Source organism: Desulfolutivibrio sp., assembly GCF_036584575.1.
Lineage (GTDB): Bacteria > Desulfobacterota > Desulfovibrionia > Desulfovibrionales > Desulfovibrionaceae > Desulfolutivibrio.
In genome coordinates this window covers 1-14809 of record NZ_JAZHDB010000177.1, presented here as the reverse complement: position 1 = coordinate 14809, position 14809 = coordinate 1, and the positions used below count along the sequence as shown (strand labels likewise).

Below are 14809 nucleotides of genomic sequence, written 5' to 3'. Positions count from 1 at the left end.
TGGTCGAAAAGCCGTTTGTCCCATATCAGGCGCAGGGCCTTGGGGCAGTTGAACCGGGACAGGGACTCGCAGGGCGGCGTCCCGGCAAAGAGATCGAGGCCAAGGAGCATGTCCGCGAAACGGACGGCCATGGGATGCTTGGCCAAAACGGCGATGCAGGCCCGGCGGAGATCGGCGTGGAACTGCTTGAAGGGGGCCTTGCGCATCTCCTTGAAGCTCTCGTGTTCCACATGGGTGGCCTGGATGATCTTGAGGATCACCTCGGCGCCGGGGGCCAAGCCGGAATTGAGGCCGATCTGCAGGATATCGGGATCCAGCGGGGCCAGGTTCACCGCCGACCTTATGGCCTGCTCCAGAATCGGACGGACGACCGGCGACCGAGCGGCCGAAGGCTCGCCCGAGGCACGGCCGACAAAGTTGATGGCCAGGGGGAGATCGACCTGAAAATTGTTTAGGTAATTTTTATAATACAGGCAGGCTTCGTCCAGAGACAGGGTGAACATCTCCCCGGCGATGCCCGTGGGCTTCTCGTTCTCGGCGGATTGCGCCATGGCCGTCTCCTTCTCCTGATCCAAGGGATGCCATGCCCGCATGCAATACTTGCACCAAAAAATACCCGGGGCCACCTGAGACACGACGGGACGGCGGCCCCGGAAAAAATCCATAATTCCTATTCGGAGACGGAAATTCCGTATTCGATGCGCTCCAGGCCATCCACCCCTTCGGCCATGCCCGGATCGTCGCCCTCCTCCACGATGCGCGGCTGGAACACCTTGGCCTTGCGCCGTTTCTTGGCCATGATCTCCTTGAGCAGCTCATCGCGCCCCATGTAACAATCCATGCACATGTCGTCGCGGGGGCTGAACTCCTGGACCCGCTTTTTCAGATTGCACACCTTGCAGGCGCGCAGTTCACGGCTCTCGGCGATCAGGTCGTCGTCGTCCTCTTCCTGGACGTCGAGCAGGGGGTCGAGACCGGGCAACTCCTCGTCCTGCAGGTCCGCCCTTTCGCCGCGCTCCGCCTGTTCCGGTTTGGCGGCCTTGGACACCTTCTCCCCGCGTCCCGCAGCAACCGCCCCGTCGGCCTTGCCTGCGGCCTTGACGGCCCGGGCCCTGGGTTTTTCCTTGCCGCCTGCGGCCTCGGCGCGCCCCCGCTTGCCCGTCTCGCCCGACAGCGACCACGGCCCCTTACGGGTCTCGATGACCACCTCGGTCAGGCAGACCTCGGGGAACAGATCGGCCAGGATGCGGGTCAACTGAAATTTTTTGTCCAGCCCCTTGCGCCGAATGCGGATGTAGGCCCGGTTTCCCTGCACCGTGGGCCAGATGGCCTTCTCCAGATTCGGATCGCCGCCTTCCAGGAAACGGCCCTCGATGACCAGCCCCCGGGCACAGATGAAGTATTCTTCATCGGCGTCTCCTGCAAAATATTCCGCATCGCGTGGAATCAGCTTCCAGTCCATGTGTCCCCCCTTGTCGGCCGTCTGCGAACCGTAGCCCGGACGTTCTGCGCCCCCGCACGGGGGTGTTAAATGCCTAAATCCTGATCGATCAAGACGACCTTCACCCGTCCCGCCGGAAAGGATTTCTCGGTGATGGTCCATACGTTGCAAATGCGCTCCGGACTTTTGCAGTCCTGGCAAAACGAGGTCTTGGCGCAGGGCGTCTTCTTGTCCAGGCGCATGGCGTTGGCCGGTGCGGCGAACTGCTTGATCCGGCGCATGCCCTCGGTGACCCCGGGGACGATCTTGTTGCGGCCGACCAAAACGATGACATGTCTGGGGCCGAAATGCATGGCCCCCACCCGGTTGCCGATCATGTCCAGGTTGACCAGTTGCCCGGTCTCGGTGACGGCGTTGGAGCCGGTGAGAAAACAGTCCACCAAAAGGGCCTTTCGCCGCAGTTCGTACATGTCCGCCGGGGCCAGGCCCTTGTCCGTGGTATTGAGGACGGTGTATTCGGGATTGTCCATAAGCGCCGCCACCAAGCCCAGGGCGGCCACCGTGCCCGAACCGCCGAAGGAAAAGCTTTGGGCCCCGGTCTCGGGGACAAGCCGCGTCAGGACCAACTCCGTCGCCGCAGCGGCGTCTGGCGCCACATGCACGTCAAAGTTGTTGGACGCAAGGGCTTTCTTGACCGCCTCCAGCCGTTTGGAGGAGTATGCGGCGATGAAATTTTCCATATTTTATCAGCACTTCCAGATAGTTACCCCAATGAAGCGGCCTCCCCGGCGTCGGCCGGGCGCATACTGAACCGGGGCATGGAAAAAAGCAAGCCGAATACCGTTGAAAAACCGGATTTCTCACCGATACAGGGTGCGCAACTCCTGGATGAACTTGCCCACGGTGCGGTCGTTCTTGTCCTGGCGGGCCACCACCCACACCCCCCAGGAAATGGGGATGGAGCGATTTTTCCCATCAACGTACAGGGCGTTTAGGCCCTCGACGATGCGCCCCACGGTGAGGCCCTCGAAAAAGACATCGGTCTGGCGGGCGATGCTGATCAGGATGTCGCTGCACATGGTGTATTCATTTTGCAGGATGATGTGCAGGATGCTCTCGCTTAAGTTGAGCCCCTCCAGCACCCCGATGACCAGGTCGGTCTTTTCCGCCACATCCAGTCGGTTCCAGTAGGCCCCGTCCCGATTGCCCTCGGCCCTGGCCCGATCCGCGCACAGGGCGCTCGCGGTCAGGACGAAAGCCAGGGCAAGCCCGGGAAGATACGCCGTTCTCATGGATGATGGCCTCCGTGACCGTCAGATGTCGTTTTGGCCCCAAACACGCTGGACACGCCATGTGCAAAGACCCACGAAATCCTCCTACGCCTCTGCCTCACGCAATTCAACACGTCTTGGGGCGTGATCCGACAAATATTCGCGACCCCATTTTCCGGCGCGGCGCGGCTCAGTGGGTCACCAGATGCGGCGGCAGATGGGAGACGTCGAAAGCCCCCACACGCCGTTTCGGGCCGGGGGTGAGCCGCACGATTGAGGCGTTGGCGACCGCAAACGCCGGGCGGAACCCCCGGAACCGGGCCATGGCCTGCGGATCGGCGGCGAAATCGGCCCCGATGCCGCCGAAAAACCGCAACAGCACCGCCCGGATGAACTGGCCGTGGCTGTAGACCACGGTCAGTCCCGGCGGAATGTCCGGCCCGTCCACATGACGGCAAAAAAAATCCTCCACGCGCAGCACCAGCTCGGCAAAGGTCTCGGCCCCTTCGCCCTGGCGGTGGAGGGGATCGCAGCGGGCCCAGTAGTCGTCGATCATGGGGCGGCGCATCTCCCGGGTCGTGCCCTGGTAGCTCTCCAGGCCCAGATAGGTGAACTCCTGGACGGCTTCGACAGCCACGGGCACGTCCGGGAAGCGGTCCATGGCAGGCCTGGCCGTCTCCATGGCCCGGGAAAAGGGCGAGACCGCCAGGCGCTCCGGGGCCCAGGGCAGGGCCTGGGCCGCCAGCACGGCCTGCTTGCGGCCGACGTCGGTCAGGGCCGACCGGCTGGGATGCCCGGTGGGCAGCCCGGCGTTGGAGACGCTTTGTCCGTGCCGGATAAGCCACAACTCACTCATGATCCCCCCGTTTCGCGCCCCCGGGACGGCAAGGCCGCCTACCGGCTTGCGCCCCCGGCGCGGGGTCTGTATAACCCCGGCCCATGCAGCAGATCATCCTGATCCGCATCACCGGCGACGACAAGCCCGGACTCACCGCCACCCTCACCGGCCAGCTGGCCCAGACCCGGGTGGACATCCTGGATATCGGACAGGCCGTCATCCACGACACCCTGTCGCTTGGCATCCTCATCCGCATTCCCCGCGAATCCGAGTCCGCGCCCATCATCAAAGACCTTCTTTTCACCGCCCACGAACTCGGCGTCAACCTGACGTTTACGCCCATCCCCCCGCAGCGCTACGACAAATGGGTCGACGCCCAGGGCAAGGATCGGCATATCGTGACCCTTTTGGCCCGGACCATCACCGCCGAACAGGTGGCGAGCATAAGCCGGGTCATCGCCGAAAACAGCCTCAATATCGACGTCATCACCCGCCTCTCGGGCCGCGCCTCCTTAAACGACGCCGCCCCCCTGCGCCAGGCCTGCGTGGAATTCTCCGTGCGCGGCGCCCTGGCCGATCCGGCCCGCATCAAGGGTCAGTTCCTGGCCATCGCCGCCGAACTCGGCGTGGACATCGCCTTCCAGGAGGACGGGGCCTTCCGCCGCAACCGCCGTCTGGTGGCCTTCGACATGGACTCCACCCTGATCGCCGCCGAGGTCATCGACGAACTGGCCAAGGAGGCCGGGGTCGGCCGCGAGGTGGTGGCCATCACCGAATCGGCCATGCGCGGGGAGATCGACTTCAAGCAAAGCCTGCGCAAACGGCTGGCGCTTTTGCGCGGCCTGCCCGCCGACACCCTTGAGGCCGTGGCCCGGCGCATCCCCATGACCGAGGGGGCCGAACGGCTCATCAACAACTTAAAGCGCTTCGGCTACAAAATCGCCATCATCTCCGGCGGGTTCACCTATTTCGGGCGCCGCCTGCAGGACCGCCTGGGCATCGATTTTCTTTTCGCCAACGAACTCGAGATCGAAAACGGCCGTCTCACCGGAAACGTGGTAGGCGATATCGTGGACGCCGCCAAGAAAGCGGAAATTCTAAAAGACATCGCCGCCCGCGAAGGGTTAAGCCTGCAACAGGTCATCGCCGTGGGCGACGGGGCCAACGACCTGCCCATGCTCAACCTGGCCGGGCTGGGCATCGCCTTCCACGCCAAGCCCGTGGTCAAGCAGGGGGCGAAACAGGCCATCTCCACCCTGGGACTGGACAGCATCCTCTATCTCATCGGCATGCGCGACCGGGACACCGTCACGTAAACGAAAGGCCCAAACCGCAAGGAGAATCTCGTGGAAACCGCGCTGCAACAAGAGTTGACGACCCTGCGGGTCAACATCCTCAAGATGCTGCACATGGCCTCCGAAGCCGTGCATAAGGCCACCCAGGCCGTTTTCGACAACAACGCCGACCTGGCCCGCCAGGTCATCGACGACGACCGCCACATCAACGCCCTGGAATGCCTCATCGACTCCGAGAGCCTGCGCATCCTGGCCCTGCACCAGCCCGTGGCCAAGGATCTGCGCTTCATCGTGGGCTGCATGCGCATGATCGTCAACATCGAGCGTCTGGGCGACGAGGGGGCCAACATCGCCGAGCGGGTGCTCATCCTGCACGAACGCCAGCGTATGGAGATCAACCCGGCCCTGCGCCAGTTGTCCGAGATGGCGCTCGACTTGGTGCGCAAGACCATCACGGCCTTCATGGAGCTCGACGCCGAGCTGGCCAAGGAAATTTTCGACCGCAACATCGACGCCATGAATTTGAATGTGCGCATCTTCAAGGACACCACGGACTACATGATCCGCGAATCACGCACCGTGGAGCGGGCCGTGCAGTATTCCTTCATCGCCCACAGCCTAAAGCGCATCTGCGACCAGTCGGCCAACATCGCCGAGAGCATCATCTTCATCAAGGAAGGCGAGAACTACAAGCACAAGTGCGGGCAGTAGGCTACGGCCGCCGGGCCGTTTCCCGGAGAAGGCGCGCCGCCCTCCCGGGGCGTCAACGCCGCCGCGCTCGTGGCGCTCACGAAACACGACGCCGGTTTTTTTAAGAAAAAAGAAATCTCACAACCTATTTCCTTCACCATCCGTGTGCGCGGATGTCGAAGGCAGGTCACGAGCCGCTTTCCCGGCCCGGCGGAACATCCGCCGGGCCTTTTTCATGGGTTGGACTTGCGGTTTTTCTGGTAGCGGTTGACGGCGTTGATGTGGTCGTTGAGGTTTTTGCTGAACTGATGAACGCCGTCGCCTGTGGACACGAAATAATAAAAATCGTGGATCTCCGGCGCGGTCACGGCCAAAAGCGAGGCCAGCCCCGGGGAACAGATGGGGCCCGGGGGCAGGCCAGGACGCTGGTAGGTGTTGTAGGGATTTTTCGGATCGTCCAGATGGGCCCGGCGCAGATTGCCGTCGAAGGACTCGCCCAGGCCGTAGATCACCGTGGGGTCGGTCTGGAGCAGCATGTTCTTGGCCAGCCGGTTGAGAAACACCCCGGCCACTCGGGCCCGCTCGACGGGCGCGCCCGTCTCCTTCTCCACGATGGAGGCCAGGGTCACGGCCCGGTACAGATCCTCGCCTTCCAGGGGCTTGCCCGGCCAGACGACGGACATCTGCCGCCGGAATTCCTTGAGCATGGCCTCCACCACATAGGCCGCATCCGGGTCCGGACGGCGGGTGAACAGGTACGTCTCGGGGAATAAAAATCCCTCGGCCGTGTCCGCCGGGATGCCGTATTTCTTTAAGAGCTCCTTGTCCTTGGCGGCCCGCAGGAAGCTCTCGGCCGTGCCGAAGCCCGCGTCCTCCACCACCCTGGCGATCTGGCGCATGGTCAGGCCCTCGGCCACGGCCAGTTTGCGCTGGATGCCCGGCGAGGTGGTCAGTTCCTCCAGGACGCGGCCCGGGGTCCAGCCCGTGGACAGGGCGAACTCCCCGGCCTTCACCTTGCCGCCAAGGTCCGTATATTTGGCGTAGAGTCGAAAAAGCAGGGCGTCGGCGATGACCCCCTGCTCCGCCAGCCTGTCGGCCACGTCGCTGAAGCGCTGCCCCGGCTCGATGGCGAACACCACCTCGCGGCCCGGGTCTTCGGGCGGCACGGTCAAAAAGGTCCAGGCATGGTAGCCGGCCGTTCCGGCCGCCGCCAGGACGGCCAACAACACGGTCAGGATCATGTAGCGCATGGGTCACCGTTTCTCGGCCGCAGGGCCGACAGGTACGTGTTGACGATGCGAACCGCCGCCTGGGCGTCCAGGGCCTCCCGCAGGCGCCTGCCCGAAAGTCCGGCGGCCCGCAGGTCGCTCTCGGCCTGGGCCGAGGACAGGGTCTCGTCCACGAAGGCGATGGGCAGGGGCGTGCGCCGGGCCAGGCTATGGGCGAAATTCTCGATCTGGCGCACGGTCTCGGCCTCCCGGCCAGGTACGCCATCCATGGGCTCGGGCCTGCCGATGACGATCTGCTCAACGCCCTCGGCCGCCAGGACGGCCGAAAGCGTCTCGAACAGGGCCGCCCGGGTGGTGCGCACGACGACCCCGTGCGGAAAGGCCATGCGCCCGTCCGGGTCGGTGACGGCCAGTCCCACGCGGGCCAGCCCGAAGTCGATGCCCAGGATCTTCATGAAGTGCGCCGGGGGACGCAGGGCGCCGGGGCGCGACAACCGCCCTGCCGTCTCCGCTTCCCGTTTTTTGTGGTGTGCATATCCGGCTTTGGCCCGGGCGAAAAGCAAAAATCCCACCCGGCCGGGGCGGCGGATGACCGGGACCACGGCCGAGGCGCACGGCCTGATCATGCCGCCAGCCGACCGCGCCCGCCTGGCCCAGGGCTGATCAGGCCGCCGATTCCCGCGCCCGTCCCCGCTCCAGCCGCAGCACCCGGTCGATGCCGGGCAGGATGTCCCGCGTCCGGTGGGTGACCAGGATCACCGCCGCGCCCCGGGCCATGATTCCCTGCACGGCGCAGGCGGCCGTGTCCCGGGCGGCGGCGTCCAGGCTGGAAAACGGCTCGTCCAGGATCAAAAGCCGCGGGTCGTGGACCACGGCCCGGGCCAGGAACGCCAGCCGCCGCTGCCCCGTGGACAGGCTGGCCAGGGGGCGCGAGGCCAGATCGGCCAGGCCGAACCCGGCCAGGATGGCCCGGACGGCCTGCGCCTGGGCCTGCGATGGCGTGAAAAACAGCCCCACTCCGGCGAAAAAGCCGCTGGCCGCCACGTCGCTGACCGTCGCGCTCGGAGGATAGGCCGACTCCAGGTCGGCGGACACGAACCCCACCCGGGTCTTGATGTCGCGCAGGTCGCTTCCCGCCAGCTCCACCAGTCCCGGCCGGCGGATGCTCCCCCCCTCGGCCGGATGGATCTCGCCCAAGATCAGGCGCAAAAGCGTGGTTTTGCCCGCGCCGTTGCGGCCCAGCACGGCCCAGCCTTCCCCGGGCATGACCCGCCAGGTCAGTCCCGTGAGCACCCGGCGGCCGCCAAGAGAGACGTCGGCGTCTTCAATCTCGAAAAGCGGCGTCTCCCCGCCACGCCTCCCGGCCTCCGGTTCCCCGGGCAAAATGTCCGCCACCGCCACCGGAGATGCGGCCGCAGGCGGCGACCCGCCGTCCGCCGTTTCGAAAAAGGACATGTCCGACAACGCGCCGCAGGCCGCGATGCGCCCCTGCTCAAGGACCACGGCCCGGGTCACGCCGGGCGGAACATCCTCGGGCCGGTGAGCCGTGGCCAAAAGGGCCGTCCCCGAGGCGGCGGCCACGGCCATGGCCCCCAGCACCCGGGCCCGGTTGTCCGCGTCCAGCCCATCCAAGACCTCGTCCAGGATCAGCAGCAGGGGCCACGGGGCCAGGGCCCGGGCCACCAGCGCCGCCCGAAGCCGCCCCTCGGACAGGGCGGCCATGGGGGCGTCCGCCAGGTCCGCCAGCCCCACCTGTCCGATCACCTCCCTGGCCCGGCCACGCTCTTGCGGCGTCGGCGGCTGATGCAGCAGGCGGGAGTCGAAAAATCCGGCGCACACGGCGTTAAAAACCGTGACCGTCCCCTCATGCCCGCGCCAGAAGTCCCAGTCCGGGCGGCCGACCGACCCGAAACGCTGGCGAAGTCCCAAGGGGGTGGATTGATCGCGGCCCTCGGCCACATAGCGGCGACGGCCCAGGCCGTCCTGGTCCGGGGGGATGTCGCCGCGCACCAGACGCAAAAAGGTGGTCTTGCCCGCCCCGTTTCGACCGAAAACGGCCCAGGTCTGCCCGGGAAAAAGGCGAAAGGACACGGCGTCAAGGATGCGGCGGCCGCCGAGGCTGACGCTGGCCCGGTCGAGCGACGCCAGCGGTGCGGCGGCAAGATCGGGGAACAAATCCGGAAATGATTTTTTAGGTGTGAGCATGGCGCATGAAAAAGGGGATCCCCCGAAGAGGATCCCCTGGGGTGTCGTGGTTCGCCGCGTCCTTATGAGACGAGCCCGGAGGCGGCCAGGATGACCCGCAGCTTGTCCTGGTTGGCCGGGAGCATCTCCACCATGGGCAGCCGCGTCTCGAAGCCGAGCTTGCCCATCCAGCCCAGGGCCGTCTTGACCGGGACCGGGTTGGTCTCCAGGAACATGCCCCGGCACAGGGGGGCCATGCGGTAATGCAGCTCCCTGGCCTTGGCCATATCCCCGGCGAAAAAGGCGTTGCACATCCCGGCCATCATCCCGGGCACGATGTTGGAGACCACGGAGATGACCCCCACGCCGCCCACGGCCAGGGTGGGCAGGACCGTGAAGTCGTCGCCCGAGAGCACAGCGAAATCCGGGCCGCAGTATTCGATGATGTCCGAAATCTGGGTCAGGTTGCCCGTGGCCTCTTTCACGCCGACCACCTGGGGCACGCGCTTTTTGATCTTCACCAGGGTCTCGGGCAGCACGTTGACCGAGGTCCGGCCGGGCACGTTGTAGACCACAAAGGGCAACGCCACCTGGGCGGCGATGGCCGCGAAATGCTCCACCAGCCCGTGCTGGGTGGGCTTGTTGTAATAGGGGGTGATGAGCAGCGCGCCGTCGGCCCCGGCGTCCTTGGCCTCCCGGGTCAGATCCACGGCCTCCCGGGTGTTGTTGGAGCCGGCCCCGGCCAGAACCGGGATGCGGCCTTTGACCTGCTCGACACAGATGCGGATGACCCGTTTATGCTCGGCATGGGACAGGGTGGCGGACTCGCCCGTGGTTCCGCAGGGTACAAGTCCGTCAATACCTTGCTCGATCTGCCATTCGATAAGGGCCCGGTAGCGGTCCTCGTCAACTTCGCCGCCGGAAAAAGGCGTCACCAAGGCGGTAAAGGCTCCCCGAAACTCCATGACTGTCCTCCTTGCCGAAAAAAGTGGGTCCGTCCCATTTTCTAGCCCGTTTCCCCGAAAACGGCAAGACGCTCGGCCAGCGGCATTTCCCTCTTTTGCAAAAGAGGATCGTGGGCTATACGGGAGCCATTGTCTGAAACCGTCGGGTGAACATGCCTTGCTTCCCCGCCGCCCGCTCCCGCTCACCTTCCAAACGGAACCCCGAAATGCTTGATCGCGATCTGGCGAGCGACCTCTCCCCTGTCCCCCACGCCGACCTTCCGGCCCTGCTGACGATGCTGTCCCCATATCTGGCCCTGGCCACCGTGGCCATGCTCGCTTTGGCCGTGGTCCATCTCCTGCGCACCCGTCGCCGTCTGGAGCGCACCATCGCCGAGGCCGCCCGGGCCAAGGCCGCCCTGGCCGAGAGCGAGGAACAGTTCCGGACCCTGGCCGAAATGGCCGCCGCCGCCATCTTCGTCTACCGGGACGCCCGGTTTCTCATGGTCAACCCGGCCATGACCGCCATCACCGGGTATTCCCGGGGCGAGATCCTGGCCATGACCCAGATGGACATCGTCCACCCCGACCATCGGGTGGTGGTCATGAACCGCGCCCTGGCCAGACAGCGGGGCGAGGACGTGCCCGACCGCTACGAGGTCAAGCTTTTGACCAAAAGCGGCGAGACGCGCTGGGTGGACATGTCGACGGGCAGCATCACCTTCCAGGGACACCCGGCCAGCATCGGCACGGCCTTCGACATCACCGAGCGTAAATGGGACCAGGAGCGCATCCACTTCATGGCCCAACACGATGCCCTGACCGGCCTGCCCAACCGGGCGCTTTTTTCCGATCGCCTGGAACAGGCCCTGCTCCTGGCCAGACGGGCCGCAACCCGGGTGGCCCTGCTTTTTCTGGATCTGGACGATTTCAAGCCCGTCAACGACACCTTCGGCCACGCCGAGGGGGACTTGCTGCTCAAGGAGACGGCCCGGCGCATGCGCCAGCGGTTGCGGGACGCGGACACGGTCGGACGCATCGGCGGAGACGAATTCGTGATCCTGCTTGCCCAGGTGCGCTCGGCGGAGGATGCCGCGCAGGTGGCCGAGGACATCCGCCGGGAGATCGAGCGGCCCTTCGACCTGCCGGGCGGCCGCCATCTGGTCTCGTGCAGCGTCGGCGTCGCGGTCTTCCCGGAGCACGGGGATGCCGCCATGGCCCTGTCCAAACATGCGGACATGGCCATGTACCGGGCCAAATCCCTGGGCCGCAACCGGGTGGAGGTCTACCGGGAGGAGCCCGGGGGGGACTGATCGGGAAAAAGAAAGGCGTCCTTGGGATTTTCAATGTCCCCGGGGCCGTCGGTTCCGGTTTTTTGGGCAATAAGGGCGCAGACCTTGGCATAGCGGGCGTTGACGGCCCGAAACCGCCGCACCCGGGCCGCAAAGCCCGGTCCTTTGGCCGCCGCCCGGGCCGCGAACAGGTCGCTGGCGAAGGCGTACAGTTCCATGTCCGCCGCGTTTCTCTCCAGGGCCAGGTGGACGTCAGCCTCGCCGACATCCTCCTTGACCCCCTTGGCCAGCACGTTGCGCTTCTCGTAATAGACGTTTTGCAGCCCCAGGAAATCCCCGATCATAAGCAGGCTCTCGTCGAAACGCTCCTGCAGGCCGAAGCAGCAAAACACCTTCTCCAGATGCCGCTTGGCCGTGTCCAGGGCCTGACGCGGAAAGCCGTCCAAATCGAAATCGCACCCCGACAGAAGCCGGGTCATGGGATTTTTGCCGCGATACCTGAGCTCCCGGCGCGAACTGGTCAGGTAGTCCCGGAAGGTGACGGCGTTGTCGTTTAAAAACCGGTACAACGCGGTTTCCGGCCAGGTTTTGAGGAAGACGTATTCGGAGACCAGGCGGGCCACGGGATGGCGCAGGAAGGTGAACACCCGCACGGGACGGGAATACATCATCGGCGGATCGTAGCGATGCAACAGGGTGTGACCCTGGATCAGGCGGATGCCCTCCAGGGCCGTGGCGTCGCCTCCGGCATGACGCTTGAAGTCGCTGTCCCGGTACAGGGACAGCATCTCCCCGGGCCGGAAATTGGCCCGCAGGATGTCGTTGACCGTCGTCCCGGCGGTGCGCGGCAGGTGCAGAAAGAAAAATGGCTCGGACATGGGGCGTCTTTCCTCCGGGGGGACGGCGGGCGCAGGCAGGCGCAGGCCGGGCGTCACCGCGTTGTCGGCCGCATCATCCGGACAGACAATAAGCAAATACCGTTCCATCACAACCCTGCCTCCAGCCCGCGCCCTCCGAGGCCGGACGGCGCGGCGCCCGGGTTTTCCGGTGCGCCAGCGCGCCCGAAATTCCGCCGCCACGGCTGGGCCGCCACTTGACACCACCCAAGAGTGGTGACATGGTGCCACCACAACAAGGTGGTGACACATGCCCGACGCCGCGTCCCTGGCCCTTTTGGGGCTGACCTCCTACGAGGCCCAGGCCTATCTGGCCCTTCTGGGCCGTCCCCGGCTTTCCCCGGCCGAGGTGGCGGCCCTGGCCAAGATCCCCCGGCAGCGGGTCTACGACGTGTTGGAGTCGCTGGCGGCCAAGGGCCTGTGCCTGGTCCGGGAGGACTCGCCCAAAAGCTATGCGGCCCTGGAGCCGGGGCAGGCCTTGGAGATGCTCGGCCAGGAGCGGCTCACGGAGCTTGAGCGGGAGCGGGCCCGGACCCGGGCCGCCGTGGCGGCGCTTACCGAGGAACTGGGACCGATTTTTGCGGCCGGGAAAGGCCAAAGCGGCCCCCTGGCCTATGTGGAGGTTCTGACCGGGACGGCCCGAATCGGCCACCGGGCGTTGCTGCTGGCCGGGGCGGCCAGGCAGCGGGTGAACTCCTGCGTGCGGCGGCCGCTGATCCTGAGCCCCGAGCAGAACACGGCCTTCATGGACGTCCCCCTGGCCCGGGGGCTTTGCTACCGGGCGCTCTACGAGGAGGCCGCCCTGGACGACCCCCTGCTGCGGGGGTGGATCGACGATCTCTCGAGCCGGGGGCTTGTGGTGCGCCTGATCCGGGAGTTGCCGCTCAAGATGCAGGCCTTCGACGACGAGGTGGTTTTGCTGTCCATGCAGGATCCCACGGCGGGCGAACCGGGATTCACCGCCGTCGTCATCCGCAACCGGGGCATGGTGGCCATGATGAACCTGGCCTTCGAGCATCTCTGGGAGTCGGCCCGGGCCTATGCCGGGTGAACCCCCTGCACGGGGGGAAAAGGAGTCGGGACATGAACGCGAAGGCGGCAACGCTGACGTTGCGCGAGGGATACGAACCCGGGGCCGTGGGCCGCATCGTGGAGCTGCACGGCCGCTACTACGCCGGGGTCTGGGGTTCGGGGGCTCCGTTTGAGCTTTTGATCGCCCGGGAGGTGAGCGAATTTCTGGAAGGCTACGACGCGGCCCACGATCTCCTGGTCACCGCCCACCTGGACGGGACCATGGCCGGCTCCCTGGCCATCGTGGGCCGCACGCCGCGTCCGGGTTGGGCCCAGATGCGCTTCGTCATCGTGGACCCGGCCTGCCATCGTCGGGGCGCGGGCAAGGCCATGCTGCGCCGGGGGCTGTCCTGGTGCCGGAAACAGGGATTTTCCGGGGTGTTTTTGTGGACCGTGGACCATCTGCCCGAGTCACGGCGCATGTACGAAAAGGCCGGATTCACGGTGGTGGAATGCTGCCCCGACGACCGCTACACCCTGCCCCGGGACAACCTGCGTATGGAACTTGTCCTGTGACCGGCCCCGACGCGGCTCAGACCGGGCCAAACGCCGATCCGGGCCGGATGTTCATGGCCGCCACGCCCGGGCCGCCGCCGACAAACTCCAGCAGGTTCAGGCAGCCGTAGTCCTGGCCAAGACGGAAAAGATTGGCCAGGGGCATGCCCAACAGGCCGCACAAGAACGTACGGTTGACCCCGCCGTGGGCCACGGCCAGCACCTCGATCCAGCCGCCGTCCCGATCGCCCAAGGTCGCGTCCGCCCCCCCGGCCTCGCGATCCTCGCCGACCTCGGAAACCAGGGCCGCCAGGGCCGCCCCGGCCCGGGCCTGCACATCGGCGAAGCTCTCGCCCCCGGCCGGACGAAACCCAGCCAAATCCGCCCCCCTGGCTTCGTAGCAACCGGGAAACCGTTCCCGGACCTGGGCCACGGTCAGCCCCTCCCACTCTCCGAGCCCGATCTCGCGCCACCGGGGCTCCAGGCGCAGGGGAATGTCGCGTCCATGGAGCATGATCCGGGCCGTCTCCAGGCAGCGGGAAAGGTCCGAGGCCACGGCCAGGGCGAAGGGAACCCGGGCCAGGGCGGATGCCCAATACCCGGCCTGCCGCCGCCCCGTCTCCGACAAGGAGATGTCCGACTGGCCCACGAACCGGCGCGGGGAGACCTGGGGCAACTCCCCATGCCGAAAAAGCCACACCCTTACCCGGCGCACACATCCATCCCGGCCAGGGACAGGATGGCCGCCACATCCATGCCCGCCTCGCGCTCCACCCGGGCCAGCACGGCCCGGGCCCGCTGGCGGCGGCCGCGTATGGCCGTCTGGGCGGCGGCGTCGCCCTCGAACATGTCCATCTTCTCCCGAAACCTGGCCTCCAGGCCCACATACCGGTCGCAGCGCACCAGCTTGTCCGCCAGATAGACGATCTCTTTTTCGGTTACGGGCTGCGCGTCGCCAAGATTGGTGTCCCGGTGGCAGGCCACAATGTCCGCCAGGATCGGAAAACCCAGCCGCAGAAGCTCCCGGCCGCCCTCGGCCTCGTGCTGCGGCCTGCCCTTGGCCAGGTCGTGCAAAAGGGCCGCCGATTCCGCCAGCCGCACGTCGAGTCCGGCCCCCAGGCGGTTCAGGGCCCGGGCCAGGGCCACCGCCGCCCGGGCCACGG

16 protein-coding genes and 1 pseudogene are annotated in these 14809 nt (G+C 66.2%); 5 read left to right on the top strand and 12 right to left on the bottom strand.

The annotated features are described in order from the left end of the window. The 5 genes and pseudogenes from V3572_RS12950 to V3572_RS12930 form a co-directional block, all read right to left on the bottom strand. Positions 1–551: pseudogene (locus tag V3572_RS12950) on the bottom strand (glycosyltransferase family 2 protein); the annotation flags it as partial. 119 nt (positions 552–670) lie between these two features. Further along, positions 671–1462: a hypothetical protein gene (locus tag V3572_RS12945; protein ID WP_332111430.1), complete on the bottom strand. Its 792-nt coding sequence runs from the start codon at positions 1460–1462 to the stop codon at positions 671–673. Between the two features lie 65 nt (positions 1463–1527). Continuing rightward, complete coding sequence (locus V3572_RS12940; protein WP_332111429.1) at positions 1528–2181, bottom strand: lactate utilization protein; 654 nt, start codon at positions 2179–2181, stop codon at positions 1528–1530. Positions 2182–2301: 120 nt separating this feature from the next. Then, positions 2302–2733: a hypothetical protein gene (locus V3572_RS12935; protein WP_332111428.1), complete on the bottom strand. Its 432-nt coding sequence runs from the start codon at positions 2731–2733 to the stop codon at positions 2302–2304. Positions 2734–2902: 169 nt separating this feature from the next. Next, positions 2903–3568 (bottom strand): histidine phosphatase family protein, encoded by a 666-nt coding sequence (locus V3572_RS12930; protein WP_332111427.1) that lies wholly within the window; start codon positions 3566–3568, stop codon positions 2903–2905. 83 nt (positions 3569–3651) lie between these two features. On the opposite strand from V3572_RS12930, the gene serB reads away from it, so the two are divergent. Beyond that, positions 3652–4866, top strand: coding sequence for a phosphoserine phosphatase SerB (serB, locus tag V3572_RS12925; RefSeq protein ID WP_332111426.1), 1215 nt, complete (start codon positions 3652–3654; stop codon positions 4864–4866). Positions 4867–4896: 30 nt separating this feature from the next. After that, on the top strand, positions 4897–5556 hold the full coding sequence (gene phoU / locus V3572_RS12920; RefSeq protein WP_332111425.1) for a phosphate signaling complex protein PhoU: 660 nt from the start codon (positions 4897–4899) through the stop codon (positions 5554–5556). Positions 5557–5768: 212 nt separating this feature from the next. Here the strand turns inward: phoU and mltG are convergent, their stop codons facing one another. The 4 genes from mltG to dapA all read right to left on the bottom strand — a co-directional run bounded on the left by mltG (position 5769) and on the right by dapA (position 9913). Then, positions 5769–6785, bottom strand: coding sequence for an endolytic transglycosylase MltG (gene mltG / locus V3572_RS12915; protein ID WP_332111424.1), 1017 nt, complete (start codon positions 6783–6785; stop codon positions 5769–5771). Continuing rightward, positions 6773–7390, bottom strand: coding sequence for a Holliday junction resolvase RuvX (gene ruvX, locus V3572_RS12910; protein WP_442877385.1), 618 nt, complete (start codon positions 7388–7390; stop codon positions 6773–6775). Before ruvX ends, mltG begins: the two co-directional genes overlap by 13 nt. A gap of 37 nt (positions 7391–7427) precedes the next feature. Next, positions 7428–8939 carry an ATP-binding cassette domain-containing protein gene (locus V3572_RS12905; RefSeq protein WP_332111423.1) on the bottom strand — a complete coding sequence of 504 codons (1512 nt, stop codon included), beginning with the start codon at positions 8937–8939 and terminating at the stop codon, positions 7428–7430. A gap of 92 nt (positions 8940–9031) precedes the next feature. After that, complete coding sequence (dapA, locus tag V3572_RS12900) at positions 9032–9913, bottom strand: 4-hydroxy-tetrahydrodipicolinate synthase (RefSeq protein ID WP_332111422.1); 882 nt, start codon at positions 9911–9913, stop codon at positions 9032–9034. 206 nt (positions 9914–10119) lie between these two features. Between dapA and V3572_RS12895 the strand changes: the two genes are divergently transcribed. Continuing rightward, a complete protein-coding gene (locus tag V3572_RS12895; protein ID WP_332111421.1) occupies positions 10120–11205 on the top strand; it encodes a diguanylate cyclase domain-containing protein in 1086 nt (361 codons plus the stop codon). On the opposite strand, the gene V3572_RS12890 is transcribed toward V3572_RS12895, so the two are convergent. After that, on the bottom strand, positions 11178–12170 hold the full coding sequence (locus V3572_RS12890) for a sulfotransferase family 2 domain-containing protein (protein ID WP_332111420.1): 993 nt from the start codon (positions 12168–12170) through the stop codon (positions 11178–11180). The genes V3572_RS12895 and V3572_RS12890 overlap by 28 nt on opposite strands. A 160-nt stretch (positions 12171–12330) precedes the next feature. On the opposite strand from V3572_RS12890, the gene V3572_RS12885 reads away from it, so the two are divergent. Together V3572_RS12885 and V3572_RS12880 are read left to right on the top strand one after the other, a co-directional pair. After that, a complete protein-coding gene (locus V3572_RS12885) occupies positions 12331–13131 on the top strand; it encodes a TrmB family transcriptional regulator (RefSeq protein WP_332111419.1) in 801 nt (266 codons plus the stop codon). A 32-nt stretch (positions 13132–13163) separates the two neighbouring features. Then, entirely contained in the window at positions 13164–13667 is a 504-nt protein-coding gene (locus tag V3572_RS12880; protein ID WP_332111418.1) for a GNAT family N-acetyltransferase, read from the top strand. A 16-nt stretch (positions 13668–13683) separates the two neighbouring features. Here V3572_RS12880 and V3572_RS12875 read toward each other — a convergent pair whose 3' ends face one another. Together V3572_RS12875 and V3572_RS12870 are read right to left on the bottom strand one after the other, a co-directional pair. Next, the gene (locus V3572_RS12875) at positions 13684–14361 is read right to left on the bottom strand and encodes a histidine phosphatase family protein (protein WP_332111417.1); all 678 of its coding nucleotides are present in this window, start codon (positions 14359–14361) and stop codon (positions 13684–13686) included. After that, positions 14349–14809, bottom strand: a 461-nt coding sequence (locus V3572_RS12870; protein ID WP_332111416.1) for an HD domain-containing protein, incomplete at its 5' end; no start/stop codon positions are given. The genes V3572_RS12875 and V3572_RS12870, both read right to left, overlap by 13 nt.